General features: G+C 71.5%; 21 protein-coding genes and 1 tRNA gene. 6 read left to right on the top strand and 16 right to left on the bottom strand.

Annotated elements, in window-relative coordinates:
- Together ACRX5W_RS12030 and ACRX5W_RS12025 are read right to left on the bottom strand one after the other, a co-directional pair.
- On the bottom strand, positions 1–191 hold a 191-nt coding region (locus ACRX5W_RS12030), incomplete at its 3' end, for a hypothetical protein (protein WP_436788022.1).
- A 569-nt stretch (positions 192–760) separates the two neighbouring features.
- Complete coding sequence (locus ACRX5W_RS12025; protein WP_436788021.1) at positions 761–1,660, bottom strand: RNA polymerase sigma factor SigF; 900 nt, start codon at positions 1,658–1,660, stop codon at positions 761–763.
- A 423-nt stretch (positions 1,661–2,083) separates the two neighbouring features.
- On the opposite strand from ACRX5W_RS12025, the gene ACRX5W_RS12020 reads away from it, so the two are divergent.
- On the top strand, positions 2,084–4,774 hold the full coding sequence (locus ACRX5W_RS12020; RefSeq protein ID WP_436788020.1) for a SpoIIE family protein phosphatase: 2,691 nt from the start codon (positions 2,084–2,086) through the stop codon (positions 4,772–4,774).
- Between the two features lie 9 nt (positions 4,775–4,783).
- Here ACRX5W_RS12020 and ACRX5W_RS12015 read toward each other — a convergent pair whose 3' ends face one another.
- From ACRX5W_RS12015 to ACRX5W_RS11990, 6 genes are all read right to left on the bottom strand, one after another.
- Entirely contained in the window at positions 4,784–5,773 is a 990-nt protein-coding gene (locus tag ACRX5W_RS12015; RefSeq protein ID WP_436788019.1) for an RNA polymerase sigma factor SigF, read from the bottom strand.
- A gap of 298 nt (positions 5,774–6,071) precedes the next feature.
- A complete protein-coding gene (locus ACRX5W_RS12010; RefSeq protein WP_436788018.1) occupies positions 6,072–6,365 on the bottom strand; it encodes a Dabb family protein in 294 nt (97 codons plus the stop codon).
- A gap of 3 nt (positions 6,366–6,368) precedes the next feature.
- Positions 6,369–6,875 carry a PH domain-containing protein gene (locus ACRX5W_RS12005; protein ID WP_436788017.1) on the bottom strand — a complete coding sequence of 169 codons (507 nt, stop codon included), beginning with the start codon at positions 6,873–6,875 and terminating at the stop codon, positions 6,369–6,371.
- A 66-nt stretch (positions 6,876–6,941) separates the two neighbouring features.
- Positions 6,942–7,109 (bottom strand): hypothetical protein, encoded by a 168-nt coding sequence (locus tag ACRX5W_RS12000; protein WP_436788016.1) that lies wholly within the window; start codon positions 7,107–7,109, stop codon positions 6,942–6,944.
- Between the two features lie 399 nt (positions 7,110–7,508).
- A complete protein-coding gene (gene upp / locus ACRX5W_RS11995) occupies positions 7,509–8,147 on the bottom strand; it encodes a uracil phosphoribosyltransferase (RefSeq protein WP_436788015.1) in 639 nt (212 codons plus the stop codon).
- A gap of 275 nt (positions 8,148–8,422) precedes the next feature.
- On the bottom strand, positions 8,423–9,025 hold the full coding sequence (locus ACRX5W_RS11990; protein ID WP_436788014.1) for a hypothetical protein: 603 nt from the start codon (positions 9,023–9,025) through the stop codon (positions 8,423–8,425).
- A 97-nt stretch (positions 9,026–9,122) separates the two neighbouring features.
- On the opposite strand from ACRX5W_RS11990, the gene ACRX5W_RS11985 reads away from it, so the two are divergent.
- The 4 genes from ACRX5W_RS11985 (at position 9,123) to ACRX5W_RS11970 (ending at position 10,701) form a co-directional block, all read left to right on the top strand.
- Positions 9,123–9,386: a hypothetical protein gene (locus ACRX5W_RS11985; protein ID WP_436788013.1), complete on the top strand. Its 264-nt coding sequence runs from the start codon at positions 9,123–9,125 to the stop codon at positions 9,384–9,386.
- A gap of 229 nt (positions 9,387–9,615) precedes the next feature.
- Positions 9,616–10,083, top strand: coding sequence for a tRNA adenosine deaminase-associated protein (locus tag ACRX5W_RS11980; protein ID WP_436788012.1), 468 nt, complete (start codon positions 9,616–9,618; stop codon positions 10,081–10,083).
- 65 nt (positions 10,084–10,148) lie between these two features.
- Positions 10,149–10,604, top strand: coding sequence for a tRNA adenosine(34) deaminase TadA (gene tadA / locus ACRX5W_RS11975; RefSeq protein WP_436788011.1), 456 nt, complete (start codon positions 10,149–10,151; stop codon positions 10,602–10,604).
- Positions 10,605–10,614: 10 nt separating this feature from the next.
- A tRNA-Ser gene (locus ACRX5W_RS11970) sits at positions 10,615–10,701 on the top strand.
- Positions 10,702–10,719: 18 nt separating this feature from the next.
- On the opposite strand, the gene ACRX5W_RS11965 is transcribed toward ACRX5W_RS11970, so the two are convergent.
- From ACRX5W_RS11965 to ACRX5W_RS11955, 3 genes are all read right to left on the bottom strand, one after another.
- Entirely contained in the window at positions 10,720–11,157 is a 438-nt protein-coding gene (locus ACRX5W_RS11965; protein ID WP_436788010.1) for a DUF2784 domain-containing protein, read from the bottom strand.
- 62 nt (positions 11,158–11,219) lie between these two features.
- Entirely contained in the window at positions 11,220–11,888 is a 669-nt protein-coding gene (locus ACRX5W_RS11960; RefSeq protein ID WP_436788009.1) for a LytR C-terminal domain-containing protein, read from the bottom strand.
- A 251-nt stretch (positions 11,889–12,139) separates the two neighbouring features.
- On the bottom strand, positions 12,140–12,436 hold the full coding sequence (locus tag ACRX5W_RS11955; RefSeq protein WP_436788008.1) for a type II toxin-antitoxin system VapB family antitoxin: 297 nt from the start codon (positions 12,434–12,436) through the stop codon (positions 12,140–12,142).
- A 251-nt stretch (positions 12,437–12,687) separates the two neighbouring features.
- On the opposite strand from ACRX5W_RS11955, the gene ACRX5W_RS11950 reads away from it, so the two are divergent.
- The gene (locus tag ACRX5W_RS11950; protein WP_436788007.1) at positions 12,688–14,658 is read left to right on the top strand and encodes a hypothetical protein; all 1,971 of its coding nucleotides are present in this window, start codon (positions 12,688–12,690) and stop codon (positions 14,656–14,658) included.
- 80 nt (positions 14,659–14,738) lie between these two features.
- Here ACRX5W_RS11950 and ACRX5W_RS11945 read toward each other — a convergent pair whose 3' ends face one another.
- The 5 genes from ACRX5W_RS11945 to ACRX5W_RS11925 all read right to left on the bottom strand — a co-directional run bounded on the left by ACRX5W_RS11945 (position 14,739) and on the right by ACRX5W_RS11925 (position 25,009).
- Positions 14,739–16,604 (bottom strand): AAA family ATPase, encoded by a 1,866-nt coding sequence (locus ACRX5W_RS11945; protein WP_436788006.1) that lies wholly within the window; start codon positions 16,602–16,604, stop codon positions 14,739–14,741.
- Between the two features lie 49 nt (positions 16,605–16,653).
- Positions 16,654–18,102 (bottom strand): DUF2201 family putative metallopeptidase, encoded by a 1,449-nt coding sequence (locus tag ACRX5W_RS11940; protein ID WP_436788005.1) that lies wholly within the window; start codon positions 18,100–18,102, stop codon positions 16,654–16,656.
- 138 nt (positions 18,103–18,240) lie between these two features.
- Positions 18,241–20,586, bottom strand: coding sequence for a hypothetical protein (locus tag ACRX5W_RS11935; protein ID WP_436788004.1), 2,346 nt, complete (start codon positions 20,584–20,586; stop codon positions 18,241–18,243).
- Complete coding sequence (locus tag ACRX5W_RS11930) at positions 20,583–22,436, bottom strand: hypothetical protein (protein WP_436788003.1); 1,854 nt, start codon at positions 22,434–22,436, stop codon at positions 20,583–20,585. The genes ACRX5W_RS11935 and ACRX5W_RS11930 overlap by 4 nt, the downstream gene beginning before the upstream one ends.
- Positions 22,433–25,009 (bottom strand): hypothetical protein, encoded by a 2,577-nt coding sequence (locus ACRX5W_RS11925; protein ID WP_436788002.1) that lies wholly within the window; start codon positions 25,007–25,009, stop codon positions 22,433–22,435. The genes ACRX5W_RS11930 and ACRX5W_RS11925 overlap by 4 nt, the downstream gene beginning before the upstream one ends.
- Positions 25,010–25,250: the final 241 nt, after the last annotated feature.

Below are 25,250 nucleotides of genomic sequence, written 5' to 3'. Positions count from 1 at the left end.
CGCCTCCCCCCCCCCCCCCCCCGGCCCCCGGCGTCGTCGGAGTCCTCGTCGAAGGTGCCGGCGTAGTCGTCCTGGTATGGGTCGTCGTACGGCTCGGTGTCGAATTCCGCGTCTTCGTACCGCCGCGGGGTCGTTCTCTGCGCCGGCGGTCGGTCGCCGGTGGTGGGGCGCCTGTCGAAACCGTCCGGCACGGGTCACTCCTCTTCTCCCGGGTCCACCACCCGGATGCGCGGACCGCGGTCTGCGGACCGGGTGTCAGGTCACCGTCCCAGCCTGCCCGGATCGTGCGGTCGCGCGCACGGATTCGGGCACCTCGGGGCCTGCGACCGAGATTACGTCGGGGTCTCGCCCGGACAGACCAGTCGACACGATCTTGTGATGCGTATGACGAAATGGCCGGGCTTTACCGGTGTTCATTGTTCGGTCGCGTCCGATGATGTTCAACTTCCGGCGTTTTTCCGGTCGTTCGTCGGTATTTCGGGTGGGGAGGCGGAGAAGTGGCTCGGGGGCAGGCTTGGTCCCTTGCATCGCAGGCGGTTTGACGAAGAGTCACCTTGCGTGGTGCGTGGTCGGCGTACGCGTCTCGCCCCGACCGGGCCGCCGGTGCGGAGAGGTCCGCGACGGCGGCCCGGTCGGGGCGACAAATCTCTTCATGGATTCACTCATATGGCTCCGTATGCCGCTCCCCGACAAGGCGGCCATAACCAACCATTTGCCTCCCTCCAGCGATCCCTATCGCCAAGGATCACCCGTTGTGCCCTCAGCAGTCACCCAGTTCGGCGCGCAGCCGGGTCAGCGTGCGGGAGAGGAGACGCGAGACGTGCATCTGCGAGATGCCGAGCTCGGTGGCGATCTGGGACTGCGACATGCTGTGGAAGAACCGCATGAGCAGGATGGTGCGTTCGCGGTCCGGCAGGCGGGACAGCAGGGGCCGCAGCGCCTCGCGGTACTCGACGCCTTCGAGGGCCTGGTCCTGGTAGCCGAGGCGGTCGGCGAGGGTGCGTTCATCGCTGCCGTCGGCGGCGTCCAGTGACGAGGGCGCGTAGGCGTTGGTGGCCTCCAGGCAGGAGACGACCTCGTCGGGCGTGACCTTGAGGTAGGCGCCGATCTCGGCGACCGTGGGCGCGCGGTCGTGTGCCTGGGAGAGCGTTTCGATGGCCTCGGACAGCGACAGCCAAAGCTCCTGGACGCGCCGGGGTACGCGCAGTGACCAGCCGCTGTCCCGGAAGTAGCGCTTGATCTCGCCGATGATGGTCGGCATCGCGTACGACGGGAACTGCACGCCGCGTTCGGGGTCGAAGCGGTCGATGGCCTTGATCAGGCCGATCGTGCCGACCTGGACGACGTCCTCGTGGGGCTCGTTGCGGTGCCGGAAGCGGTTCGCGGCGTACCGGACGAGCGGGAGGTTCTGGCGGATCAGTTGGTCGCGGACGCGGCCGTGCTCGGAGGTGCCGCGCTCCAGCACGGCGAGCCGGGTGAACAGGGCCGCCGACATCCGGCGTACTTCCGAGCTGTCGCGTGCTTCGTGCGGAGTGAGATCGGCCCCGATGACGTCGAAGGGGTCCAGGTCCGCGACGGGGCGCCGGCGGTGCGGGACCTCGGGGCGGGTGCGAGGCACTGGTTCGTGGTGAACGGGCTTGGTGTCGAGCAGAGCGGACATCCGTACCTCATCGCAGGCTCGTCTGGTACCGGCAGCTTTCCGGTCTGGCCGGATCGGGACCGGTCGGTGTCCATCAGATCAATACCAGAAGCCACGGTCTTATCAAACCGCATCGGGTAAAGCAGACATTTGACTTCAAAACTCTTGATATCACACAGGATTGGTAGTGGGATAGATCAGATCCAGGCAAATGTCGATCAAGATACGTAGTTGTTTATGCTCATGAGTGGCGTGATAGGGCGGCTATTGCTGTAGGTGTGTTGTCCAACAGTTTCGGTATCCGCCCCGTAACCTTGCGCGACAAAGCCACGGCACCGCGTGATTTCGGAAGAACGGCCCGGCGTACGCTTTCGCTCTCGGGGGAGGGCCCCGCAGCCCTGGCGCGGCCCCACGGCGGCGCGGGTAGCACCGAGGAGGCACCGGATGGGGGACGAACGGGGGAAGCGTGGTCCGGCGGTGTCCCGAGCCGGGCCGAGGGATGTCTCCGCGGACGCCGCGGGTCCCCTGGCGGTAGGCGCTGTCCGGCGCTCGCTCGGCGCCCTGAGCCCTGCGTGGTCGTGGCCCGGGCTCCAGACGCTGTTGGAACCGCTGCTGATCGAGGTCGCCGAGACGTTCGGGGACGATGCGCCGGTCGGTGTTGTGCACGTGCACCTGTGGCACGAGGACATCGGCGAGCTGCGCGGCGTGGCCGGTCTCGTCCACGAGTTCGTCGGGCCGCCCACGATCTCGCACCTGTGGTGCCGCATCCTCGTCGACGAGAATCTGCCGGTCACGGAGGCGCTGCGGGAAGGGCGGGTCGTCGCCGTCGAGGACCCGGCCGGCGGCGCGGCGCGCTACCCGCGCCGCGAACGGCAGACGTGGGGGGACCTGACCGGCGCGTGCGTCTGCGTGCCGTGGAGCGGCCCGCCGGACGCCGCGGTGCCGGTGCGCGGCGTACTCACGGTCACTTTTCAGGCCCCGATGCCCGTCGGTTCGCAGGTGATCGCCCGCCTGCGCGCGTTCGCGGACCTCATCGGGGCACGGGTCGCGGAGGCGGTGGAGCCGCCGCGTCCGGGGTCACTGCCGGGCACGCCGGACGCCGGAAGCGCCTTGCGCGAGGACGCGGTGTCGACGGGCGCGTCCTCGCAGGCGTCACCGCCGCCCGCGCGTTCGGGGCGGCGGGGCCGTCGGTCGCGGGCCGCGGTGAAACTCCAGGCCACGCTGGACGCCCTGGACGCGGCGGGGGCCGGGACGTTCGACTGGGACCTGACGACCGGGCAGATCGCGCTGGACGCCCGTCTGGCCCGGCTGCTCGGCAAGGAGGGGCCGTACCTCGGCCCGATCGAGCCGGTGCTGTGTCTGCTGCATCCCGCCGACTACCCGGTGTTCCGCATGCACCTCGCGGAGGCGTTCGCCACCGACGGCCCGTTCAGCTCGGGGCAGCGCCTGCTCGGTCCGGACGCGGAGTACCGCTGGGTGGAGGTACGCGGCCGCGTCGTGCCGCCCGGGGGCACCGGGCCGCGCCGGCTGCGGGGCGTCGTCGCCGACGTCACGGAGGTGTCGGACCTGCGCGTGAGCCTCGCCCGGCAGGTCGAGGACGTCGAGGCGATGGTGGTGGCCGTCGACGAGGAATGGCGGGTCGTGTACTGCAACAGCGCGGGCGAGAAGATTTTCGGGCGTCCCCGCGCGGAGGTGCTCGGCCGTGCGCTGCACGCGCTGTTGCCGGAGGCGTACAGCGAGAGCTGGGGGCGCCCGTTCTTCACCGCGCTCCAAGAGCGCCGCCCGAAGACGGTCACGCTGCACTTGCCCGGTGACGACCGGTGGCTTCAGGTGCGCCTGCACCCCCGGCGCGACCAGGTTGTGCTGTTCTGCGTCGACATCACCGACGAGCGCCGCGACGACGCGCGGCAGCGCGAGGCGGCGCAGGTCACCGCCGCGCGGCAGGCGCGCATCCAGTTGCTGACCGCGGCGCTGGCCGAGTCGCTCACGGTGCACGACGTCGTACGGGCGGCCCGTCGGCTGCCGGCCATCTGCGGGGCAGACGGCCTGGTCGTCGGCATGGTCCAGGGCGGACGGCTGCGCGTGGTCGGGCAGACCGGCTATCCGCCGCAGGCGGCCGGCCACCCGGTGTGGGAACTGGACGACGACGCGCCGTTCGTCGAAGTGGTGCGTCGCCGGAGCGCGTTCGCCATCACGTCGCGTGCGGAATACGAGCGGCGCTACCCGCATCTGGGCGATCTCGCGGTCGCCGCGGGCCGCCAGGCGTGGGTGTTCCTGCCGCTGGTGGCCTCGGGGGAGGCGGTCGGCTCCGTGGTGCTGTCCTACAACCGGGAACGCGAGTTCGGTCCGGAGGAGTTCCGGCTCTTCGGGCAGTTGCGTGCGCTGCTCGCCCGCGCGCTGCACCGCGCGCGGCGCTACGACGACGAGCACGCGATGTCGTCGGGCTTGCAGCGCGGCCTGCTGCCGGGACGGCCGGCGCGTATCCCCGGACTGACGATCGCCACGCGCTACCTGCCGGCGACGGTCGGGATGCAGGTCGGCGGGGACTGGCACGACGTGATCGCGCTTCCGGACGGGCGGGCGGGGCTGGTGATCGGGGACGTGCAGGGGCACGGCGTGGACTCCGCGGCGATCATGGGGATGCTGCGGACGGCGGTGCTGGCGTACGCGGTCGAGGGCCACGGGCCCGGCGAGGTGGTGCGGCGTACCAACGCGTTGACCGCGGGGCTGGGGGTCGACCTGTTTGCGACGTGCGCCTACGTCGAGTTCGATCCGTCGTCGGGACGTGCCGCGGTGGTGCGTGCCGGGCACCAGCACCCGGTGGTGGTGGACCGGGGCGGGGTGCGCCAGGTCGATGTGCCCGGCGGGCTGCCGCTCGGCATCGACACCGACGCGCGGTACCCCGTCACCGAGTTGGCTCTCGAACCCGGCGACGTGCTGGTGTTGTGCACGGACGGCCTCGTCGAGTCGCGCGGGCTCAGCCTCGACGACGGGGTGGCGTGGATGCTGGCGACCCTTGAGCAGGGCCGGGGCATGACCCCGGACGGGCTCGCGGGGCATCTCATCGCCCGGCGTACCGGGGAACTGGGGGACGACATCGCCCTGTTGCTCGCCCGGTACGACGGCGGTGTGTGACCGGCGGCCTTACGCCGACAGGTCGGCGCGCAGCCGTGCCAGTGCCCGGGCCAGGAGCCGGGACACGTGCATCTGCGAGATGCCGAGGCGTTCGCCGATCTGGGACTGCGTCATGTTGCCGAAGAACCGCAGCATGATGATCTGCCGGTCGCGCGGTGGCATCCGGGCCAGCAGGGGCCGCAGCGCCTCGCGGTACTCGACGCCGTCGAGGGCTTCGTCCTCCTGGCCGAGCCGGGCGATGAGTGCGTTGTCGCGGTCGTCGTCGAGGTCGTGGGCGTCGAGCGAGGCCGGCGAGTACGCGTTCGCCGCCTCCATGCCCTCCAGGATCTCCTCGACGGACATGCCCAGGTGGTCGGCGAGTTCGACGACCGTCGGGGCACGGTCGTGCTTGTGCGAGAACTCCTCGGTGGCCTCGGCGAGCGCGAGGCGCAGCTCCTGGAGGCGGCGCGGTACGCGGACGCTCCACGAGGTGTCGCGGAAGAACCGCTTGATCTCGCCGATGATGGTCGGCACCGCGTACGTCGGGAACTCCACGCCGCGGTGCGGGTCGAAGCGGTCGATGGCCTTGATGAGGCCGATCGTGCCGACCTGGAGGACGTCCTCGTACTGGTCGGTGCGGCTGCGGAAGCGGTTCGCCGCGAACCGGACGAGGGGGAGGTTGAGTTCGACGAGCGTGCTGCGGACGTACGCATGCTCGGGCGAGCCCTCCTCGACCTCGGTGAGTCGCAGGAGGAGCGTGCGGGAGAGCACGCGGGTGTCGAGCGCGGACTCGGTGGCGGCCGGCGCGGCGGGAGCCGGAGCGGGGGTCTGGTCGGACGCGGGCGCGGGCGGTGCGTCGGCGTTGCGCGGGGCGGGGATGCCGCCGGGGGCGCCGTCGGCCCCGTCGGCCGTGGCGGAGTGCCCGGATGCCTCGCCGGCGCAGGCCGGGGGCACGGTAACAGTCGGGGTCGCGGGATCCACCTTGGTGGCATTTGCCGCGGACGCGTCGCGAAGCAGCACGGGACAGCCCACCTCCTGATCGGAGCCGAACCTGGCCGACCGCCCGCTGGGTTCCGGGCGGCCGTCGTTCGCTACCCACATACCGGTGCGTGCGGTTCCCAAACCCCTTGCGACATCACGGATTTGTCAGGTGAACCGCATCAACTCGGGCGTAGCCACCGGGGCATCAGGGATGAAGCGGGCAAAAGAATGGGCGAACAGCCCGGAAAACTTTGGAAGTTACTCGCCGGTCGGGCCCATCTTCCTGATGTTACCCGCGAGTTGACCGCTTCAGACGTGCCGTTCGAAGGTGCGCGCGTCACGTCTCCAGGTCGGCGATGACCCACGTGGCGAACTCGCGCCACCGCGCGGCGGCGGCCTGGTGGTCGGGGTGGTTCAGGTAGCGGCCCAGCGCGTCGGTGTCCTCGACGTCGCTGACGATCGCGTAGTCGTACGCGATGTCGCGGACGGTGATGTTCCAGCCGCACTGCCAGCTCTTGAGTTCGGGGATGACGGCGCCCAGTGCCTCGAACGCCTCGGCGCCCGCGATCACGCGCGGTTCGTCGCGCGCGACTCCCTCGTTGAGCTTGAACAGCACCAGGTGACGGATCATCGCTTATTCCTCGGCTTCGAACAGAAGGTCGCACATGCGGACATAGATGGTGTCCGGCCACGGAACATACTCCACGTCCTTCAGCGCGTCCTCGGTGACGTCGGACTCCAGGATCAAGGTGCCGTGGCCGAGTATCCGGCCGGTGAGCGAGCGTTGGAACTTCAGTTCGGTCACCTTGGCGAGCGACACCATGAGCACGCGCCGGGTGAGCACGCCGGTGGTGACCATGACGCGTCGGTCGGTGACGAAGAGGTAGTCGTGCCGCCACACCAGGAAGTGCCACGTGCCCCACAGGGCCGCCGCGATCACGGCCGGCCACAGCGCGAGGTGCACGACCGCGTGTTCCTCGGGGAAGTACAGGGCCATCGCGATGGCCAGGGCCGCCACGCCGAAGGCGGTCGACAGGGGGCGGCTGAGCACCGACCAGTGCCTGCGCACGGCCACGAGGCACTTCTCGCCCGGCAGCAGGTAGCGCTGCACGGTTTTCGGCTTTATCGAGGGGTCGAGCATCGGCGGCGTCGGTCTCGCGGCGGGGTTTCGGGGGCGGGAGTCGTGCACCTGTTCGGTTCGGTCGGCTCAGTCGATGAGGTTGCCGATTTGCGTGCCGACCCATTTGCACGACGAAGAGATCGCGGAAAACCACTGCGCGATGAGGTCGGACGCCTTGTCCGGGGTGGCGATGATCGTATAGATGACGAAGCTTATGAGCAGCAAGCCGAAGATCTTCTTCGTCTGCACCTGCATCGCCCCGCCTCCCCTGGGAACGCCGCCGAAAGCGCTCACCCTCATTGATACCGGTCCCTGCGGACTGCGGCGAGCATGCGTGGTCGTTTCCACGCGCACGGGGCCGCCGGGGCACAAAGGTATGTCCGTGAATACGGTGAAAGGCCCGGAAAATACATCCGGTAAAGAGCCGGAAAAGCGAAAGAAGAGGGAGCGGCCCGCGGGGGTTCCGGTCGCTCCCTCTCTTTTGGGGACCCGTCCGGCGCGACGGTGGGTCGAAACCGTCGCAGGCATCGGCCCGGAGTCCCGGGGGTGCCGTCGGGGCTCCTGCCCAGCCCCGGGCACATCAACCAGCATGCGCCGAGGCGCGCGTTCGCGCATCCGGCGGATGCCCGCCGGCATCCGCCGGGCGGCCGCGGCTCAGGCCGTCCCGTACAACCGGTCGCCCGCGTCGCCGAGGCCGGGGACGATATAGCCGCGCTCGTCGAGCCGCTCGTCCACGGCTGCGGTGACGACCGTGACCGGAACCGGGGAACCGCCGAACTCCTTGCGCATCACCTCGACGCCCTCCGGTGCCGCGAGCAGACACAGCGCGGTCACATCCCGGGCGCCCCGGTCGATCAGCAGCCGCGTCGCGGCGGCCAGGGTGCCGCCGGTGGCCAGCATCGGGTCGAGGACGAAGGCCTGGCGTCCGGCGAGATTCTCGGGCATGCGCGTCGCGTACGTCGACGCCTGCAAGGTGCCTTCGTCGCGGATCATCCCGAGGAACCCGACCTCGGCACTCGGCAGCAGGCGCACCATGCCGTCCAACATGCCGAGCCCGGCACGCAGGATCGGCACCACGAGCGGGCGGGGGTACGACAGCTTCACCCCACTCGTCGCCGCCACCGGCGTGCGCAGGTCCACCGGGTCCACCCGCACGTCGCGGGTGGCCTCGTATGCCAGCAGCGTCACGAGCTCGTCGGCCAGCCGCCGGAACGTCGGCGAGTCCGTGCGCTCGTCACGCAGGGTGGTGAGCTTGTGGGCGACGAGGGGATGGTCCACGACGTGAATCCGCATGGGGGGACAGTAACGGCTCCCGACGTCGCCACGACCGGCACATCTCGGCCGGGAACGGCTCCAGTGGGGTGGCCACACAGATTCACCGGTTCTCGCCGCGCCGGGCCCGGCGGCCCTCTTGCGCACCGCACCTCGCGGCGTTGCAGGACCTCGCGAGGTCGACTGAGTACGAGCTCGGCCCCTGCGCCTTGCGATGCACGGCCCCGGTCAACGAGAACCGGCAAACCTTTGTGGCCACCGCACTAGGTGGCGTAAAACGCGCTGAGTGGGCACGTTTAAGGGGTCGGGTCGACACCAGCGGGACCGCAAGGGGGCCCCATGGGGCAGAAGCGAAGGCGCACCGATGCGACCGAGGAGCCGCGGCGCGCGCCACGCCGCGGGTCCGGCGCGCCCGAACCCCAACCGGCACCCGTGGCCAAGACCGGTGCCGCCGACTCGCGCGCGCGGCGGCCGCGGAACGGGAAGCCCGCGGCCTCTGCCACGGCTTCGGCGCCGGCGGTCGAGACGCCCGAATCCGGCTCCGGCACGCCGAAGCGCACCTCGCCGAGGACGGCCGAACCGAAGGCCGCACCCGCCGCGCCGCGCCGCGCCTCGAAAAGCGCCGCCGCGCGGACGCCCGAGCGCGGCTCCGAGCCGACCCCGCGGCGCACCTCGACACGCGGCGCCTCGACACGCGGCGCCTCGACACGCGGCACCTCGAAGCGGACATCACCGCGGTCCTCGTCCCGCTCCTCGGCACGCTCTGCGCCGCAGACTCCGGCGGAAGCAGAGAAGCGGTCCGCGAAGTCGGCCGTGAAGCAGCCCAAGAGGCAGTCTGCCGCCCGGTCGACCGGCGCGGAGGCCCCGTCCGCGACCGCGGCCATCCCGCAGGATGACACCCGCGGCACCTCGGAACCCGTCCGCCGTACGCGCCGCTCCGGCCGCCGCGCCGCGGCGCGGAACGCGAAAACGCCCCGCCCCGAAGGCGCCCCGGACATGCCGGGCCTGCCGCCCGCAGCTCCCGCGGAGCTGCCCGGGGAGGAGCCCGAGGCGACCGGCGCGCCGGTCGTGGGCGTCGAGTCGGCGGTGCGCGCCCAAGAAGCGCGCCCCGAGGAGACGGACGCCGAACGCCGCCGCCGCCGTGCGCTGTTCCTGCGCGAACTCGCGGAGGCCCACGAGCTCCGCGAGCGCATCCAGCCGCGGCGTACGCGCACGGCCCGGCTGCGCCAGATGATGCGCATGCGCACCTTCCGCTACTGACCCGCCCCGCCGCACCACCGCACCGCCGCGACGCACGCGGCCCCCGGACCCTCCAATCCGCACGGAGGCGCCCCCGTTTCTGCCACGATGCGTGAGGGAAGCACATTCCGTGGTTCCGGGCCCGCCGATCCCGGCGCGGGAGCCGGGGGACGGTGGGGATCGATCACACGGCAGGGCGCGCGGGCCAAGGACCTGGGCCGCGCCGAGTCTGACGACCTGGGAGAGTCCGGTGGCGTACTTCGCCGCAGTGCTTGTGCGCACTGAGCATCAATGGGAGGCGCAAGAGGTCGACCTCGACGATGTCGAAGACCTCGAAGGGATCGCCGATCTCGCGCGCGCCTCGTCGGTCGACGAGGAACCGGTTGTGTTGCTCCTGGAACAGGAGGACACCTGGTTCGCCGTCATTCGCGTGGACGGTGAGGACGATCCGCGCATCTACGTCTCCGACGCCGCTGCGGTCGCCCGCAGCGCGTACGGCGACACCCTGCTGACCGCCGACGTGTTGGGCCACGACCCGGATGACGAGGAGGATGCACCGAACACCGGCCCGGCCGGCGACGAGGCCGTCCTGGCCGACTTCGGCGTCGACCCCGACGAACTCGGCGAACTCGGCGGCGGCGGACGACTGCCCGCCGACGCGCTGATCGTCATCGCCGAACGCCTCGGCTGCGCCGACGAACTGGAGACCGTGCGTTGACGGTTCCGCCGACATGTCCGGACCGGCGCCGTCGCGGTCCGGTCCGGACCCGGTACGAACCATGGATGCGCCTCGCCCTCGACGAGGCGCGTCTCGCCCCGGCCACCGGCGACGTGCCGATCGGCTGCGTCGTCCTCGACCGCGACGGCGCGGTCGTGGGCCGGGGCCGCAACGAACGCGAGGCGCACGGCGATCCCACGGCGCACGCCGAGGTGGTCGCGCTGCGCGACGCGGCCCGGACAGTCGGCCGATGGCGGCTGTCCGGCTGCACCTTGGTGGTCACGCTGGAGCCCTGCGCGATGTGCGCGGGCGCCATCGTGCTGTCCCGCGTCGACCGGGTCGTCTTCGGCGCCTGGGACGCGAAGGCCGGCGCCGCCGGCTCCCTGTGGGACGTCCTGCGCGACCGCCGCCTCAACCACCGCCCCGAGGTGCTCTCCGGGGTCCTCGAAGACGAGTGCGGCGCGATCCTCAGGAGCTTCTTCCGCGAAACCGGTTACGAGGCACACGGCGACGTCGGGTAGGCTCTCCCTCGGTAGCGTGTCCGAGCGGCCTAAGGAGCACGCCTCGAAAGCGTGTGAGGGGGCAACTCCTCCGTGGGTTCAAATCCCACCGCTACCGCTCTCGGTAGTACGAACGTCAGCCTCGACCTGTGCGCAGGTCGGGGCTGACGTCGTTCGGGGGGTCGTGTCGCTCGCGGCGGCGGGCGATGCGGCGGCGGAGCGGGACGATCCACGAGGTGAGGATGGCCGCGACGGTGAGAAGTTGGAGCAGGGGCGTGTAGGCCTCGGGGTAGATGGTGCCCTCGATGTAGTGGTCGATGAATCCGCTGGCCGGAAGGCGTTCGCCGCCGGAGTTCTCGCGGGCCCAGTTCTCCAGGTGGGTGAGCGGGCACTGGATGCCGGTGGTGAGGATGAGGATCCCCCACAGGCCCGCGATCAGGTGCGGCCACAGGAGGCGGGGGCGCCACCAGGCGAGGAAGCCGCCCAGGGCGACGTACACGAGGAATGCGAAGTGCACGGCCATCGTGGCGTCGGCGAGAATCCGGTAGCCCATATTGGGCTGATGCCCGCTCAACTGCGGATGCCCGCCTCGATCGAGGCGGGCATCCGGAAAATGCGAACGGGGTTGGAGGAACCTCAGCAGCCGGCCGGGCCGGGGTCCGCCGGGCTGGGGGCCGCCTGGGGGGCCAGGGCTGCTGCTGCTGCCTCGGGGGTGGCGAGGGCCTGGAACGTCTCGCCGAGCACGAGGTCGACGCTCGCGTCCGTGCGGGCGTCCTCGCGGGGCTGGAAGCCGGAGGCGTGCGCAGCCACGACGAGGGCCGGGGTCTTGCCGGGTACGCCCGCGCGGAGTTCGCCGGGGCCGGGCATGCTCGGCGCGCCCTTGGCACGCAGCGGGTCATTGGCGACCGTGCCGACGATGAAGCCCCGCGCCTTGAGCTCGCCCGCGACGCCTGCGGCCAGTCCGGCGCGGTCGGTCGCGTTGTAGACGTTGACCGTGACGGTGTTCGCGGCCGGCAGGTCGGCGGGCAGGTTGCTCTGGGCGACGGGCTGGGTGACGGGCGCGGCGGGGGCGCCGGACGACGGGCCGCCCGACGGATTGGGCGTGCACGTCGGGCTGCCCGCGGCGGTCTTCGTGTCGTCCTGCGAGTAGTGGTAGAAAGCCCACGCGCCGGTGCTGAGCACGGCGAGCGCGACCAGGCAGGCGACGACGATCGGCCACTTCCGGCGGCGACGGGTCATCCGCGGGTAGAGCTTGCCGGTGATCTTGTACTGACCCCGCATGCCACGGGGAGTGAGCATGCTCATAGACGCCCCCATCCTCCTCGCACCCCCGGCCATTTGGTCAGGGCAAGCGCACTGGAACCTGGCGGCAGTCCCGGTGCAGTGCAGCCGAGACTAATGCCGACCTGCGCGAGTCCGCGCGGGGACGCGACGCGCGCGACCTGGTTCCGCTAGGCCGTCCGGGCGAGCCCCGACGGGTGATGGCGCACCGCGGTGGTGTGCCTGGTCGTACGGCCGACAGGACCGCCGGGAGCCGGGTCGGACCGGCCGCGGGATCAGCCCACTTCGAGCACGCGCGCGTGCAGGACTTGGCGCTGTTGCAGCGCCGCCCGGACCGCGCGATGCAGGCCGTCCTCCAGATAGAGGTCGCCCTGCCACTTGACGACGTGGGCGAAGAGATCGCCGTAGAACGTCGAGTCCTCGGCCAGGAGGGTGTCCAGGTCGAGCTGCCGTTTGGTTGTGATGAGCTGGTCCAGACGCACCGGCCGCGGGGCGATGTCGGCCCACTGGCGGGCACCCGACCTCCCGTGGTCCGGGTACGGCTTGCCGTCACCGATCCGCTTGAAGATCACAGGGGTCAGCCTACCGGGGCTCGGGTGCCGACGGTCCCCAGCATGGCGTACTGGTCGCTTTAATCCGGGAGGCGGAAGGGCGGGACCGGCCGTTCGGCCGAATGACCGAACCGGATGTTTCGCAAGAAATAGTACGAATGGTCGGTGCTGTGATGCGGATTCCGCCGGAGCGGGTGCTCCGAGCCGGCCGTCGCGCCGTCGTCCGGGCCACATAATCTTGGGCCGACTTCGGCGAGCGACTCGGGGGAGACATGAGCACCGCACCGCCTTTGCACCTGCTCATCGCGGCCGCGACCGACAAGGACCCCAAAAACGCGGCGCAGATACTCGCCAGGGTGTCCGCCGCCCTGCCGCCGCCCGGCGGGTTCGACGCGATCCTGCGGCGCGCGGTCGCCCTGCCCGACTCCTTCGTCGCGCTGGTCGCCGAACACGGCGGCGACGGGCAACGCGTCGCTCTCGCCAAGAACCTGTGCCTGACACCGCTTCAGCTCACGGTGCTGATCGAGGCTGGAGGCCGGCCTGTGGTGCGCGCCGTCTTCTCGCCGCCCGCCGCGGAGACGCGGACCCGGGCTTGGGGGACGTCCTCGGACGACGACGCGGACGAGGCCGGCGCGAAGCCCGGCGCGGAGGCGGTCCGGGCCGCCGAGGAGGCCCCGGACACCGTCGATCCAGACACGGCCGTCGCGGTCCTTCAGGATCACGACTGTCCGCCCGAGCGCGCGCTCGGCCTGCTGCGGGCGCAGCCGCTGCTCGCCCACACCGCACGCGTGCCGACCGTCGATCCCGCGCTTGCGTGGTCGTCGAACCAGGGACAGCGGCTGTCCGCCGTGCCCCGGCAACTGGATCAGCCGTGGGAATCGGTGACGGCCTTGTCGGCCGAGGCCTCGCTCGCGCTGGGCCGAGGGGCGATGACTCCGGAGGATCTGTGCGGCCGGGTGAGGCCCGCGCTGGTCGCGGTGCAGACGATGGCGCGGCTCGTGCGCTCGCGCGCGCCGCGGTTTCCCGACAAGGCGTCCGCGGATGCGGTCGTCCGCCCGTTGCTGGCGCGTACGGTCGGGGCCGATCCGCGCGCGTGGGCGCTGCTCGCGGCGCGTCTGGCGACTGCGACGACGCCGCTGACCGTGCTGCTCGCGGACATCGCCGAAGAGGTCGCGAAGTCGGCCGCCGTGGGACAGGTGCCGGGGATCGATCCGCCGGCCAAGGCCCGGCCGGCGTTGTTGTTCCTGGTACGCCGCCTGTCGGCCGACGACATCCGGGCACTGCTCCCGCACTTCGACGAGCGGACCACCGAGGACCTGATCCAGGGCGACGCCCCGATCCCCGCGGAGCTGTTGGAACTGGCGTACGACACCGGGAACCGCGTGCTGCTGGGCAAGGTGGCGTCCCACCAGCATCTGCGGGACGAGCAGGCGCAGCGCATCAGAGCGTGCGACGACATCGACCTGGACCGGCGGCTCGTGTGGAACCGTGCGGGTCTGACCGCGGCGCTGCGCGGCGAGGTCCTGGCCGGATTCCGGCCGGGAGGTCGGCCGCGGCGCGAGGTGGACGAGCTGCTGCGGCAGTGGATCGTCGAGAGCCCGGATCATCTGGAGCCGAAGACCGTGGTGCGGTGCGGGGATCCGGTGCTGGTCTGTCTGGCGCTCGGCCGCCGCCCTCGGCTGCGGCGGATCGATCTGGTCGATGTCGTGCTGAGCCTGTGGGACCGGGGCGGGCCCGAGGCCGTGGCCGCTGTGGTCACCTCGGCCCCGGAGGCGTTCCCCGCGCCGGTCCGCAAGGTCGTGGACGCCGCACTCGCGGCCGGGGCGACGCAGGAGCTTGACGCCGCCCGGGAGCGCTGGGATCGCGGCACGGGGAAAGCGAAGAAGGAGCCGGCTGACTCGGGGGAGGTGCCGGAGTGGTCGGTGGAGCCGTCGCGGCGGCTGCGCGAGTACGAGCTCCCGACGGGCGGGGACATGACGTGGATCCGGTCGTCGGTGCCCGGGGACGTCGTGACGTGGGGGCGCCCGGCGGTCCGTGCTCTCGACGCCCTGCCGTTGCTGTGCGCGGACGGCCGGTCCGGGGAGGTGCGCGCGGCGCTCGGCGCGCAGGTTGGCGGCGGGCTGGGCAGTGATCCGGAGGCGTGGGCGGTGTTCGTCCAGCTTCTGCCCGAGTTCGCGGGCACGCTGCCGGAACTCGCGGAGTTGAGCGCGGCGGCGGCGTACCGGCCCGAAGGAGCCGTGTAGCAGCGGGTGTTGTGCTGTGGCTGCCCCGCCCGGGTGCGGGGCGGCCACAGTGTCACCGGTGGGCCGTCATCGGCACGTGGTCACCGGCGGGGCATCTTGGCGAAGGCGTCGATCCAGAACCGCTGTTTGTCCGGTGACTGGCCGACGAGGTAGCTCGACCGCAGTTTGGGCGGCAGGCAGGCGAGCAGCCGGGCGACCGTGTCGATGTGTTCGCGCAGCTGCGACAACTCGGCATTGGCGAGGACCTGGTGCACGATGTCGGTGTCGTTGGTCCCCTCGCCCGACGTCTCGTTGCCGGCCCGGAGTTTGCTCTCCCACGCCTCCAGGTTGGCGGTCAGATCGCCGAGGCCCGTGCGCGGCTTGTCGGCGAGGCGGGCTTCGAGGGCGCCGAGGGGGACGGGGGCGTACTCGCCGTCACCGAGGTAGACCTTGGCCATCTCCAGGTTCATGCCGCGCCGGTGAAGCTTGATCAGCCGCTCCAAAGTGCGCTTGGTGATCCATTCGCGGCCCTCGTCGTCGATGTCGGACTTCCACCACTCCAACACCGTCTCGGCGATCGGGCCGTACGTCGCGATCAGCCATTCGTTCGCCGGGATGTCGTCGGGCTGAATCTGCAGCGACGCGGTGAACCTGGTCGCCTGGGCGATGTTGTTGCGCGCGACGAGCATCTTGCGGCCGAGGTGGTACGGCGGGTTCTGCAGCGCGATCTGTGCCCGCAGCCCGGGAATCCGGCGCCCGGCGATCGACCACTCCTGGGTGATCTCCATCAGTTTGGCGAATGCGGACTTGTCCTTGGGGCGGTTGTACTCGTCCCACACGATGACCTTGTCGCCGGGCGCGGTGAACCGCGCGGCGAGGAGGTTGTCCAGCGAGCCGTCGACCGTCGGCACGGGGGCGCACAGGTCTTCGACGTTGGTGACCGGCAGCGAGAAGTAGAGCGGGTCGTGGCCGAGCTCCTCGCGAATGACCTCGCGCACGACCTCGGTCTTGCCGCAGCCGGGAGGGCCCTGGATGAGCACGGCCCAGCGGCGGGCGACCGCTTCGCGGACCACGCGGCGCACGGCGTCGGGGGTGTGCTCGGGGTTGCGTATGCCGAGTGCGGACGCGATGCGGTCGAGGGTTTCGTCGGTGCGGTCCGGACCGGCCGAACCGTCCTTCAACGACTCGATCAGACGCAGGCGTTCGCCGTTGAGGAGTGGAAGGCCCCAGACGAGGGGGAAGCCCGCGAGCGCGCAGTCGAGGATGTGTTCGAGCGTGCGCGGAGACAGGAGCTGACGCAGCGTCGGGGACAGCGCCGTCCAGATCTTGAAGACGCCCGACAGGTCGGTGCGCGGGAAGCGTTCGGCGAGCTTGATGCGCCACGAGGTGTCGGTGGCGGTGATCTTGACCGTCACCATGCGGTCGAGGATCGCCAGGTCGCTGCGCCGGGTCGCGGTCTCGGTGAGTGATTCGTTGTCGGTCAGGAAGACGCCGATGCAGCCGAGCTCGCGCAAGTCGTACTCGCCGAGGGTCCAGTTGCAGGCGACCTGCATGAGCTGGGACTGGATCGTCTCGCCCGCCTGGAGCGCGTCGTCGATCAGGAGCACGAACTTCGAGCCGGGCCGCAGCTGACGCATGATCAGTTGACGCAGCACCAGCTCGTCGGTGCGGGGGTCGCGGACCGGTGTGTTGATCAGCAGATCGTCGGGGGTCAGGTTGGCGGCGGGCACGAACACCAGGGCGGTGTCCGGGTATTTGTCCGGTATGTGGGTGAAGAACGTCGCCGTCTTGCCGATGCCGTGCTCACCGAAGATCTGCCCGGTCTGGCCGAGGTCGATCATCGCGTCGATGAACTCCTCGAGCTTCGAGACGCCCTTCCAGCCCTTCGGCGGCTCGGGGAAGGTGGCGGTGGCCTTCCAACGCGTGGTGCGACCCCCGGTGCGCGGGGTGTCGGCGGTGATGGTCATGGGTCCTTCCGCAAACGGGGGTTCGGCGGTGCGTGCGTGCTCGCGCGGTTCAGCGGTCGCCGGTTGTCACTCGGTGGCACGCCATGGGCGGGTTGTGGCTTTCGGGCCACTCGTCGCCGCCTTCGGTGATGAGCCAGATCCACTTGTCGGGTTCGGCGGGGGTGATGTGCGGCGCGTAGCCGTCGGTGAGCATCAGGACGGCGTCGGCGGTCTCCTCGAAGCGCTGCCCCTCGACGGCGAGGCGGCCTTCGACGTAGTCGGCGACCTGCTGGAAATCGGTGCCTCCGCCGCCGTAGACGCGCTCACCCGGTTTGAACGGCATGAGTGCGCCGTCGAAGCTGAGCCAGTGCGCCTCGACGCCGTCGGTGTGGCCGACGAGTTCGGTCAGCCAGTCGACGACGTGTGCGGGCATCGAACCGGAGGTGTCGTACGCGACGACGACCACCTTGGTGCGTTCCTGGCCGCGCCGGGCCAGCATCGGGTCGTGGCCGAGCGTCGCGAGCAGCGCCCCGCGTTTCTTGGGGTAGACCAGGCGCTCGCCGTCGCGGAGTTTGGACGCGAGGACGTCGACCAGCCACTGCTGCCACCAGTCGACGCGGCGCGTCTTCTGTGTTTCGCCGCGCAGGAACCCGGCGCCCAGGTCGCCCCACAGCTTGGACACGTTGTCGGTCGCGCCGTCGGTGCGCTTGAGGAGTTCGAGCAGTTCCTCGCGGGCGAGGCGCGTGCCGCGCCGTGCGGAGAGCAGGACGGCCCGGAGGACTTCGGACGAGATGCGTGCGACCGTCTCCGGGTCGAGACCGTCGCCTTCGCCGGTGCCGTCGCCGAGGACGAGATGCACGCACAGCGGCGGCGGGACGGGCGGGTTCTTCATGCGCTTGAGCTCGGCGTAGACGAGCGCGTCGGTTTCGATGAAGTCGTCGTACGCCAGCGGCTCCAGGCCCTGCTCGGTGAGGTCCTCGACGTACAACCGGTGGATCTTGCGAGGGTCGACGCCCGTCGGCTCCTCGACGACCTCGCCGGTCTCCGGGTCGGTGCGCCGGATCGTGGGCAGGTCGCTGCGGCCGAGCCGCCGCATCGCGACGTGGTTGATCGTCACCTCGCCGGCGAGCGTGAACACCGGGTCGGCGCGCAGCTCGGGGTCGGCGAACAGGTGCCGCTGGATGAGGTGGCGAGCCTCGTGGAACAGCACGAACTTGACGCCGTCCAGGCCGAGCGCCACGAAGAAGTCCGGGTTGTACAGCAGCAGGCAGGTGCCGTCTCCGGAGGCCATGACCGCCGCGGTGTCGACGGCCGTGGTAGGTATCTGGTGGTGGCACTTGGTGTAGAGCCACGAGGCGATCACGCTGGCCTGCATGCCGAAGTCCAGCAGCGCTTCTTCCTTCAGCTTGCGGGCCTGCGCGACGACCGCCTCGTCGGCGGGCTGCCAGGCCTCCAGGGCGCGGCGGTCCGTCAGTTGGACGACGAGCGGCTTCGCGTCCGTGGTCTGCCCGTAGGCCATGCCGATCACCTCCTTTCGTGCTTTCGCGCGGTGTTTCGCGCCAAGTTGATGCTTCCAGCAGGGGCTGACACCCGTCCAAGCAATTGACGTGTGAGCGAGGCGGTCAGTTTCCGATCGGAAATGTCTGCGGGATTCCCCTTATCGGTTCGCTGCCGACACAGGTGCGGTCGCGGCTGCGGCGGTGGCGAGCAACTCGGGGAGGGTTCCGGCGAAGTCGGGCAGCAGCGCGGCGACCACGGCCCAGGTGTCGGGTGCGTGGTCGTGCCGGAGGGCGGGGTCGGCCGCGACGGCCTCCCGGATCGGGGCGAGTTCGCCCGGGAGGGTCCACAGGAGGTGCAGGACGGACCGGGCCGGGCGGCCGAGGGCGTACACGTCGTCGGGGGTGAGCGTTCCCGCGCGCAGGCAGGCGACCGACCACACCAGGGACGGGCGCAATCGGTTGTCGGCCAGCCACTCGGGGACGACGGGTTGGCGGGTGAGCGCGGCGAGGGCGTGGGTCCGGGAGTGTGGCGTGAGTGCGAGGGGGACCGCGGTGTGGGCGCGGTCTCGTTCGAGCAGGGCGCGCGCCACCGGGTCGGGGCAGTCGGGTCGTTCGGCGAGCAGGTCGATCGCGCGTTCGGGGAGTTTTCCGTCGGTCAGAAGTGCGAGTACGGCGTCCCACGGCGGCGGTTCGTCGCGTTCCATCTGGCTGCGGATCGCGTCGAGGGAGCCGTGGCACAGGTCGTGCAGGCACTGGGCGTGGTCGAGGGCGCGCAACTGGGCGGCCAGGACGCCGAGTCGGCCGGGTCGGGGGGCGGCGTCGCGGTGGGTGCCCAGTGCGCTGCGGATCCGCGTCGCGAGCAAAGGGTCGAGAATGCCGTATGGCTGTGCCAAATCGGCGAGTTCGTCGACGCGGCCGAGCGCGGCCAGGTGGCGGCAACCGGTGATCTGATGGGCGGTGGTCAGCGCCGACTTGGGGTGCCGCAGCGCGGCCGTGATCAGTTCGGCGTCCCGGGTGTGGACCGCGTGCCGGACCACGTCGGCGCCGCGGTTGGTGCGGACACCGCCGCGCAAGGCGGCCCGAGTCCGGGGGTGCAGAGGCACGGGCGCGGTGCGGTCGGGGCCGTGCGGCGTGCCGGCGGCCACGGCGTACCACGTCCGGGACGGCACGTCGACGCTGTGCAGCAACGCGGCGTTCAGTGCCGGGTCGTCGCGGATCAGCAGCCTGGTCTGGGTCGCGGCGTGGTGGCCGTGGTGGGAGAGGAAGACGTCGGTGAGTTCGGGTGGAGCGTGGTCGAGGAACGCGTCGACGAGGGCGTCCGGCAGGGGTCGCCCGGTGTCGTAACGGGCGAGTTCGCCGAGGTCGTGGGGATCGAGTGCGCCGAAAATACCGGACACGGCGGATGATTCGGCGCAGCGCAGCAGGTGGGTGAAGGGCGACCACGACACCTGTTGGACGTGCGGCCACGGGCGTGGGGCGTACGCCGGTGCCGCTCGGGTGCGTGCGGCGGCGCACAACTCCGGCAGAGTGCCGGGGAAGTCGCCTGCGGACAGGTGGGCGAGGAGCGCCCGCCAGTGGGCCGGCCGAGCCCCGAGTGAGGTGTGGAGCAACGCGGCGATCTCATCCCGGAGTTCGGCCGCGACGGGTGGTTCGGTGATCTCGGCTGTGTCGCGTTCGAGGGATTCGCAGGCGCGTAGCACGTGTGCGGCGTAAGGCGCGTGGTGGACGACGTCGTAGGGGCGGAACGCTCCGTGGGCGAGTCCGGCGGCCAGGGCGTCGCCGGGGGTGTCGTCGCTTTCCTGGCTGTCGTCGTCGTTGTCGGTGCGCAGGAGGGCGAGCGCGGTCGGTGTCGGGCATTCGGGGGCTTCGAGCAGGACCAGGCGGGAGGTGTTGTCGAGTGGCGACCGGTTGTGCAGCGCGGTGAGTTCGGCCCAGTCGGCGTCGGTCCAGGCGCCGAGGTCGAACAGTGCGCGGCGTCCGCGCAGCAGGGCCCGAGCCCTCGGTGATGTGTACGCGGTGCCGTGGAACCAGTCGTGGAGTGCCTGCGGCGTGTTCGCGGGCCTACGGCTGCGGGGGCCGGTCACCTGTCGGCGGGCGTGGGTGGCAAGGTCGGGGTGGGGGCAGTCGAGCGCCGGGGCGAGCAGGCGCCGGGCGGTGGTGCGCAGGACGAACGCGCGCAGCTCGTCGGGCAGGGGGTCGGCGGCGAGCAGGCGGCGGCGCAGGGCGTCGGTGGTGTGGCGGTGCCGGTAGACGCGGGTGTGGATGGCGGCGTCGTCGATCTCTTCTGCGAGCCGGGTCAGTGTGGCCCGGCCGGTGTGGGGGTTGTCGGCGAGTGCGTGGAGCTCGTCCGCAGAGCCGTGGTCGAAGGCCCAGGCGAGCAGGGTTGCCGGGAGGTTGCGGGTGTGGGCGAGAAGGTCGCGGCGGGTGGGTCCGGGCAGGCGCGCCAAGGTGGTGGCCAGGGCCGGGGCGGAGCACAGGAGCTCGGCGAGTGCGCGGTGAGTCATGCGGTCACCGCCGCGACTGTGGCGAGCAGTTCGGGAAGGGTGCCGACGAAGTCGGGGAGCAGGTGGGCCGCGACGGTCCAGGCTTCGGGATCGGTTCCGAGCGCTCGGGTGGTCAGGGCGGTGATGTGTTCTTCGGCTTTCGCGTGTTCTTCGGGGAGTACGGCGCGCACGGTGTCGAGGAGGTCGAAGAGGTGTTGGGCGCCGTGGCCGAGCTCGACGATCTCGCGGATGTCGACGAGGCCCCGGGTCAGTGCGTCGAGGCACCAGGAGTTGGCGGTTCCGTAGCCGATGTACTCCGGGATCGGCAGTGTGTGGTGGCGGAGCGCGGTCAGCGCGTACGCCCGTGAGCGGCCGCCCGACATGCGGGCCGGCCCGATGCGGCACGCCGACAGGCCGATCGGGTCGGGGCAGTCGGGGTGGCGGGCGAGGCGCAGCAGGGCGTGGTCGGGCAGCGGATCGCGGATGTGGGCGGCGACCGCCGCAGGCCAGAAACCGGGAGGGTAGGACGGGGACACGAGGTTCGGCTCGCGGCGGATCTCCTCGATCAGGACCTCGGGCCTCTCGTGGTGAGCCAGGGCGGCGCGCAATACGGAGGTTCCGTCGTGGCCGGCGTCGTGGGCGGCGATGGCGTTGCGGCGAGCGGCCTCGACCGCGTCGTCGAGCCCGGCGGTCGTGGCGGGGTCGCGGATGCCGTCCGCGCCTTGGACCTCCCACAGTCCGAGGAGGCCGCGCAGGCTGCGTGCGGTGCCCAGATTGCGGCGCAGGGCGGAGAAGGCGACGCGGATCAGCGGCGGATAGTGGCCGTGGACGGCCGCGGCGAGGCGGAGGGACGGGGTCTGGCCCAGCATCATTTCGCGCCGGGTGGCCGGGGTCAGCGGAACGCTGCGGGACGCGTCGCGCCGGGCCGCACGGAAAACGGCGTCCGCTGTGTCGGGGTCCTCGTGGTGGCGCAGAAGGGCGCTGTTGACCTGGGGGTTGTGCAGGCGCAGCAGGGCGGCCAGGTCCGCGGGCGTGTTGTCGATCTGCCGGACCAGGGCTCCGGTCAGGTCGGGCACGCGGCGCAGTGCGGGGATCACGACGGAGGCGGGCAGCTTCGGCGTCTCCACGAACGCGCTGATCGTGGACGGCGGGAGAAGGGCGATCACTTTGGCGGCGATCTCGGGGTCGGCGCGTGAGAGCAGGCCGACGGGGTTCGCGAAGTCCCAGTGCGGTGGGCGGGCGCCGGTCTCGGGTGGCGGTCGGTGCGGGTCGCGGGCCTGGGCGCACAGCTCGGGGTACGTCCCGCAGTGGCGCGGTCCGTGGGCGAGCAGCCACATCCAGGCGTTCACGTCGTCGCCGGGCAGGAGCTCGGCTGCCTCGTCGAGGACGCGCCGGATCGGGGCGAGCCATTCGTCGTGGCGGGTCGCGTACTTCTCCAGGACGCGCATGGCGGACCAGCCGGGTGTGGCTTGGTACATGACCTGGCGCGGGGTCACCGCGCCGGCAGCCAGGGCGTGGGTGAGGCTCACGGTGGCGAGGCCGCGCCTGCTCGTCGAATGGGCGACGACGAGCTCCAGCGCGGCCCAGGGCGGGCAGTCGTCGCGCGCGACCAGTGCGCCGCCGATGACGTCGGGCAGGGGAGCGCGCCGGTGCTCGCGCACGATCAGCTCCCAGTCGGTGACCGCGACGCCGTCGAGGACGTATCGGGGGTCTTTCCCGCGTCCTGAGCGCAGGCGGGCGATGACGTCCGCGGCGTCGACCGGGACGGGCGGGGCGGGTGGCGGGGGCGGTGTGACGCCGAGTCGTTCGGCGGCGGTCGCCCGGGTGGGCGGTGGGGCGTGGCGCAGGAGCGGGTGGTTCGTCGCTGTCACGCCGCCGCCCGTGCGGTCGTCACGAGTTCGGAGAGGGTGGCCGGGGTGCGCTGCCGGACGAGACGGGCGAGCACCACCCACGCGTCGACGGATTCGCCGAGTCCGTCGTGCAGCATGCGTGCGACGGCTCGGGCCACGGGAAGGTTGTCGCCGGACGTTTCGATCACTGAGGCGGCGTCGCCGGTGGCCACGAATTCCTGGACGGTGAGCGCGCCGGTGTCGAGGGCGTGGTGGGGTTCGAGCCACTGTATGGGGCCGTCCGCGAGCTCTTGCGGTGGTTGCTGCGTGGGTTCGCGCGTCGGGCGGTTGTGATCGGTGTCTGCGGATACGGCAAGTGTGGTGCCGGCATCGTCGACTCCGCTGCCGCAGGGGCCGCCGCCTGGGCCGGGTCCGATGATCTCGGTGACGAGGGAGCGGTGTCGGGCGATGTCGCGGCAGTGCACGCGCGCGCCGGACGTCGGCGGTTTGCGGGTGGTTCGGCGCAGGCTCGCCAACTCCAATGGGTAGTCGGGGCGTTCGGAGAGTGCGTTGTGCACGTGGTCGGAGATCGCGCCGCGCCGGGTGGCGGCAATGACGGCCTGCCAGTCGAGGCCGGGGTCGGCCAACGCGCCGGGCAGGCCCTCGGCTCCGCGGCGATCGGGGAGGTACCTCGTGTGCTGAAGGCGGTCGAGCCACTTCTCGTCGTATCCCGCGAGGGTTTTGCGGAGTGCGGGCAGCGGGTCGGCAGTGGTGATCTCGGGCTCGTCCGGGAGACCGGCCAGGGCCTCGTCGCCGTGCAATTCCGCGATCCGGTGCGCCGCGCGCAGCCGCGCCGCGCGCCCGAGCTCTCCCTCGGACGCGAACACCACGTGCCGCAAGAGCGTCACGTCGGGGGACGCGATGAGCGGCCACAACTCGGTGGCGTCTTCCTCGGCGAACAGATCGGCGCGCAGGTCGGCGTCGATGACGTCCGCCGAGAGGATGTACTGCCGCAGGGGTTGCGGGCACCGCGGGTTGCGGTAGGCCGCGGAGGCGACGGCCTGGTCCCCGCCGAGCACGAGTTGTTCGAGGAGGTCGACGCGGACGGCCGGGTTCTGGGCGAGAACGCGCCGGGAGACCGGGCCTCCGTGTGCAAGCACGTGATCCGCGAGGGCCTGGGGCAGCTCCCGGCTGCCGGCGAGCGCAGCGAGGTCGACGTCGCCGAGGAACGCCACTGCCTCTGCCGTGTGTTCGGGCCCGGCGATGTCCATGAGCACTGTGTACGCCCATGCGGACTGGCGGCCGAGGTGGGGCAACCCGGCGGAGACGGGCGATGCGGTGGTGCCGTCGTGGCCCGGGTCCTTGGCCGGGGAGGCGGAGGCTGCGGGCAGCCCGGCGATGAGTTGCGTGGCGGTGCCGTCGAAGTCCGGCAGTGCGGTGTACAACTCCCGCCAGGCGTCGGGGGATCGGGCAAGCCGGGCGTGCAGCAGCGTACGCACCAGGCCGGTTGCCGCAGCCTGGGTCGCCACGGCGTGCAGGCTGCCGTGCACGAGGGCGGTCAACGCCATCCTGGCCGGACCGACTTCGGTGACCAGATCTGTCGCACCGATCGTGCCGCTTTCGATCCCGTGCAGCAGAACCTGCTTCGTGAGCTGGTCCTCGCCCAGCGTGTGGCAGACCGTCAGCACCTCGTGCCCGGGGCGGGCGACCGACTGGACCGCGCGTGGGTGGGTCTCCAGCAGGGCGCCGCGCAGGTAAGCGGGACAGCGCGGGTGTTCGAGGAGCGCCACGGCGGCCCCCCACGGAAGCGGCTCGGCGGAATGCCACCCGGCCAGCTTCGGCCACGGCGGCTCCAGCACGCTGCGCACGGCGGCCCGTCCCTGGGCGGTCCGACGGGCGGCCCGAAGCCGCTTGCACAGCGCGGCGGCGCCGTACGCCTCCTCAAGGTAGCGGTTGACCTCGTTATGAGCCTGGGCGCCGCGCAGTTCGTCCGCCAATTGCGGGGGCGCGTCCTGGGGGATGTCGACCGGCGCGACTTCGAGAACCCGGCGCAGTTGCGCCCAGCGCCCCGCCTTGGCGAGCGTCGTGCACGCCCGGATCCGTGCCGGCCGACCGCCGTGCGGGCCGCCGGCGACACCGCTGATCAAGGCCCAGAACACCAGCTCCGGGTCCGCGGCGGACAATGCGGCCTGCAGGTCGCCGCGCGAGCCCTGCGCGAGGATCGACTCCCGCAGAGACGCGCTCAGCGGCAGGGGAGTGTCGGCCACCTCGGGATCCGTGGTCGGCGAGAAACGGCGTTGGGAGATGACCGCCTGGCGCAGCGCCGGCCAGGGAGCCCGGCGGAAGAGGAGCTCGTTGACCTGAGGGCTGTCGTGCTCCAGGAGCCGCAGCAGCGCGTCCACGTCGCCGGGTGGCCCGCCGGCCTCGAACCGCTGATGGGTGCCGAGGACGCCGTCGGCGTCGCCGCGCCGGAGGGCGTGCTCCAGCAGGGCGGGCGGCATGTGGTCGTGGTGGTGCTGCCTCGTGTTGTCGACCGTTCCGCCCAGTCGCCCGAGGATTTCGGCACCGAGCATCGGCCCGGCGTGCCACAGCAGGCTCCTCATGGTGTCGGCCATCGGTGGCTCCCCTCCCCGTCGCTCCCGCGCGGCGCAACTGATCGTTTTCGCGGGTCTCGTCGCCTTCCCGGGCGTCGAGGCTTGTCATTCTGACCCGGCAACGGCGTTGCGGGCAGCCGGGTTTCCACAGGGTGCGGTGGTGAGGCTGGGCCTGTGGAAAACCCGCCGACGCGTGCCGGGCAGGAGGGCATGAGGCTCGATCGGGTGCGCCGGGACCGGCTGCCCTGCACCGATGCGCTCG

Source organism: Yinghuangia sp. YIM S10712 (assembly GCF_051388935.1).
Lineage (GTDB): Bacteria > Actinomycetota > Actinomycetes > Streptomycetales > Streptomycetaceae > Yinghuangia.
The sequence above is the reverse complement of the archived record's forward strand: the minus strand, read 5'-3'. Positions and strand labels throughout refer to the sequence as shown.

What these genes read in the sequence shown, in the direction of transcription:
- ACRX5W_RS12005 (WP_436788017.1), bottom strand. Translation starts at nt 6,875, where the DNA reads ATGCTCGACCCCTCGATAAAGCCGAAAACCGTGCAGCGCTACCTGCTG.
- ACRX5W_RS11945 (WP_436788006.1), bottom strand. Translation starts at nt 16,604, where the DNA reads ATGACCATCACCGCCGACACCCCGCGCACCGGGGGTCGCACCACGCGT.
- ACRX5W_RS11925 (WP_436788002.1), bottom strand. Translation starts at nt 25,009, where the DNA reads ATGGCCGACACCATGAGGAGCCTGCTGTGGCACGCCGGGCCGATGCTC.
- tadA (WP_436788011.1), top strand. Translation starts at nt 10,149, where the DNA reads ATGCGCCTCGCCCTCGACGAGGCGCGTCTCGCCCCGGCCACCGGCGAC.
- ACRX5W_RS11985 (WP_436788013.1), top strand. Translation starts at nt 9,123, where the DNA reads ATGCCGGGCCTGCCGCCCGCAGCTCCCGCGGAGCTGCCCGGGGAGGAG.
- upp (WP_436788015.1), bottom strand. Translation starts at nt 8,147, where the DNA reads ATGCGGATTCACGTCGTGGACCATCCCCTCGTCGCCCACAAGCTCACC.
- ACRX5W_RS12025 (WP_436788021.1), bottom strand. Translation starts at nt 1,660, where the DNA reads ATGTCCGCTCTGCTCGACACCAAGCCCGTTCACCACGAACCAGTGCCT.
- ACRX5W_RS12020 (WP_436788020.1), top strand. Translation starts at nt 2,084, where the DNA reads ATGGGGGACGAACGGGGGAAGCGTGGTCCGGCGGTGTCCCGAGCCGGG.
- ACRX5W_RS11960 (WP_436788009.1), bottom strand. Translation starts at nt 11,888, where the DNA reads ATGAGCATGCTCACTCCCCGTGGCATGCGGGGTCAGTACAAGATCACC.
- ACRX5W_RS11940 (WP_436788005.1), bottom strand. Translation starts at nt 18,102, where the DNA reads ATGGCCTACGGGCAGACCACGGACGCGAAGCCGCTCGTCGTCCAACTG.
- ACRX5W_RS12010 (WP_436788018.1), bottom strand. Translation starts at nt 6,365, where the DNA reads ATGATCCGTCACCTGGTGCTGTTCAAGCTCAACGAGGGAGTCGCGCGC.
- ACRX5W_RS11935 (WP_436788004.1), bottom strand. Translation starts at nt 20,586, where the DNA reads ATGACTCACCGCGCACTCGCCGAGCTCCTGTGCTCCGCCCCGGCCCTG.
- ACRX5W_RS12000 (WP_436788016.1), bottom strand. Translation starts at nt 7,109, where the DNA reads ATGCAGGTGCAGACGAAGAAGATCTTCGGCTTGCTGCTCATAAGCTTC.
- ACRX5W_RS11950 (WP_436788007.1), top strand. Translation starts at nt 12,688, where the DNA reads ATGAGCACCGCACCGCCTTTGCACCTGCTCATCGCGGCCGCGACCGAC.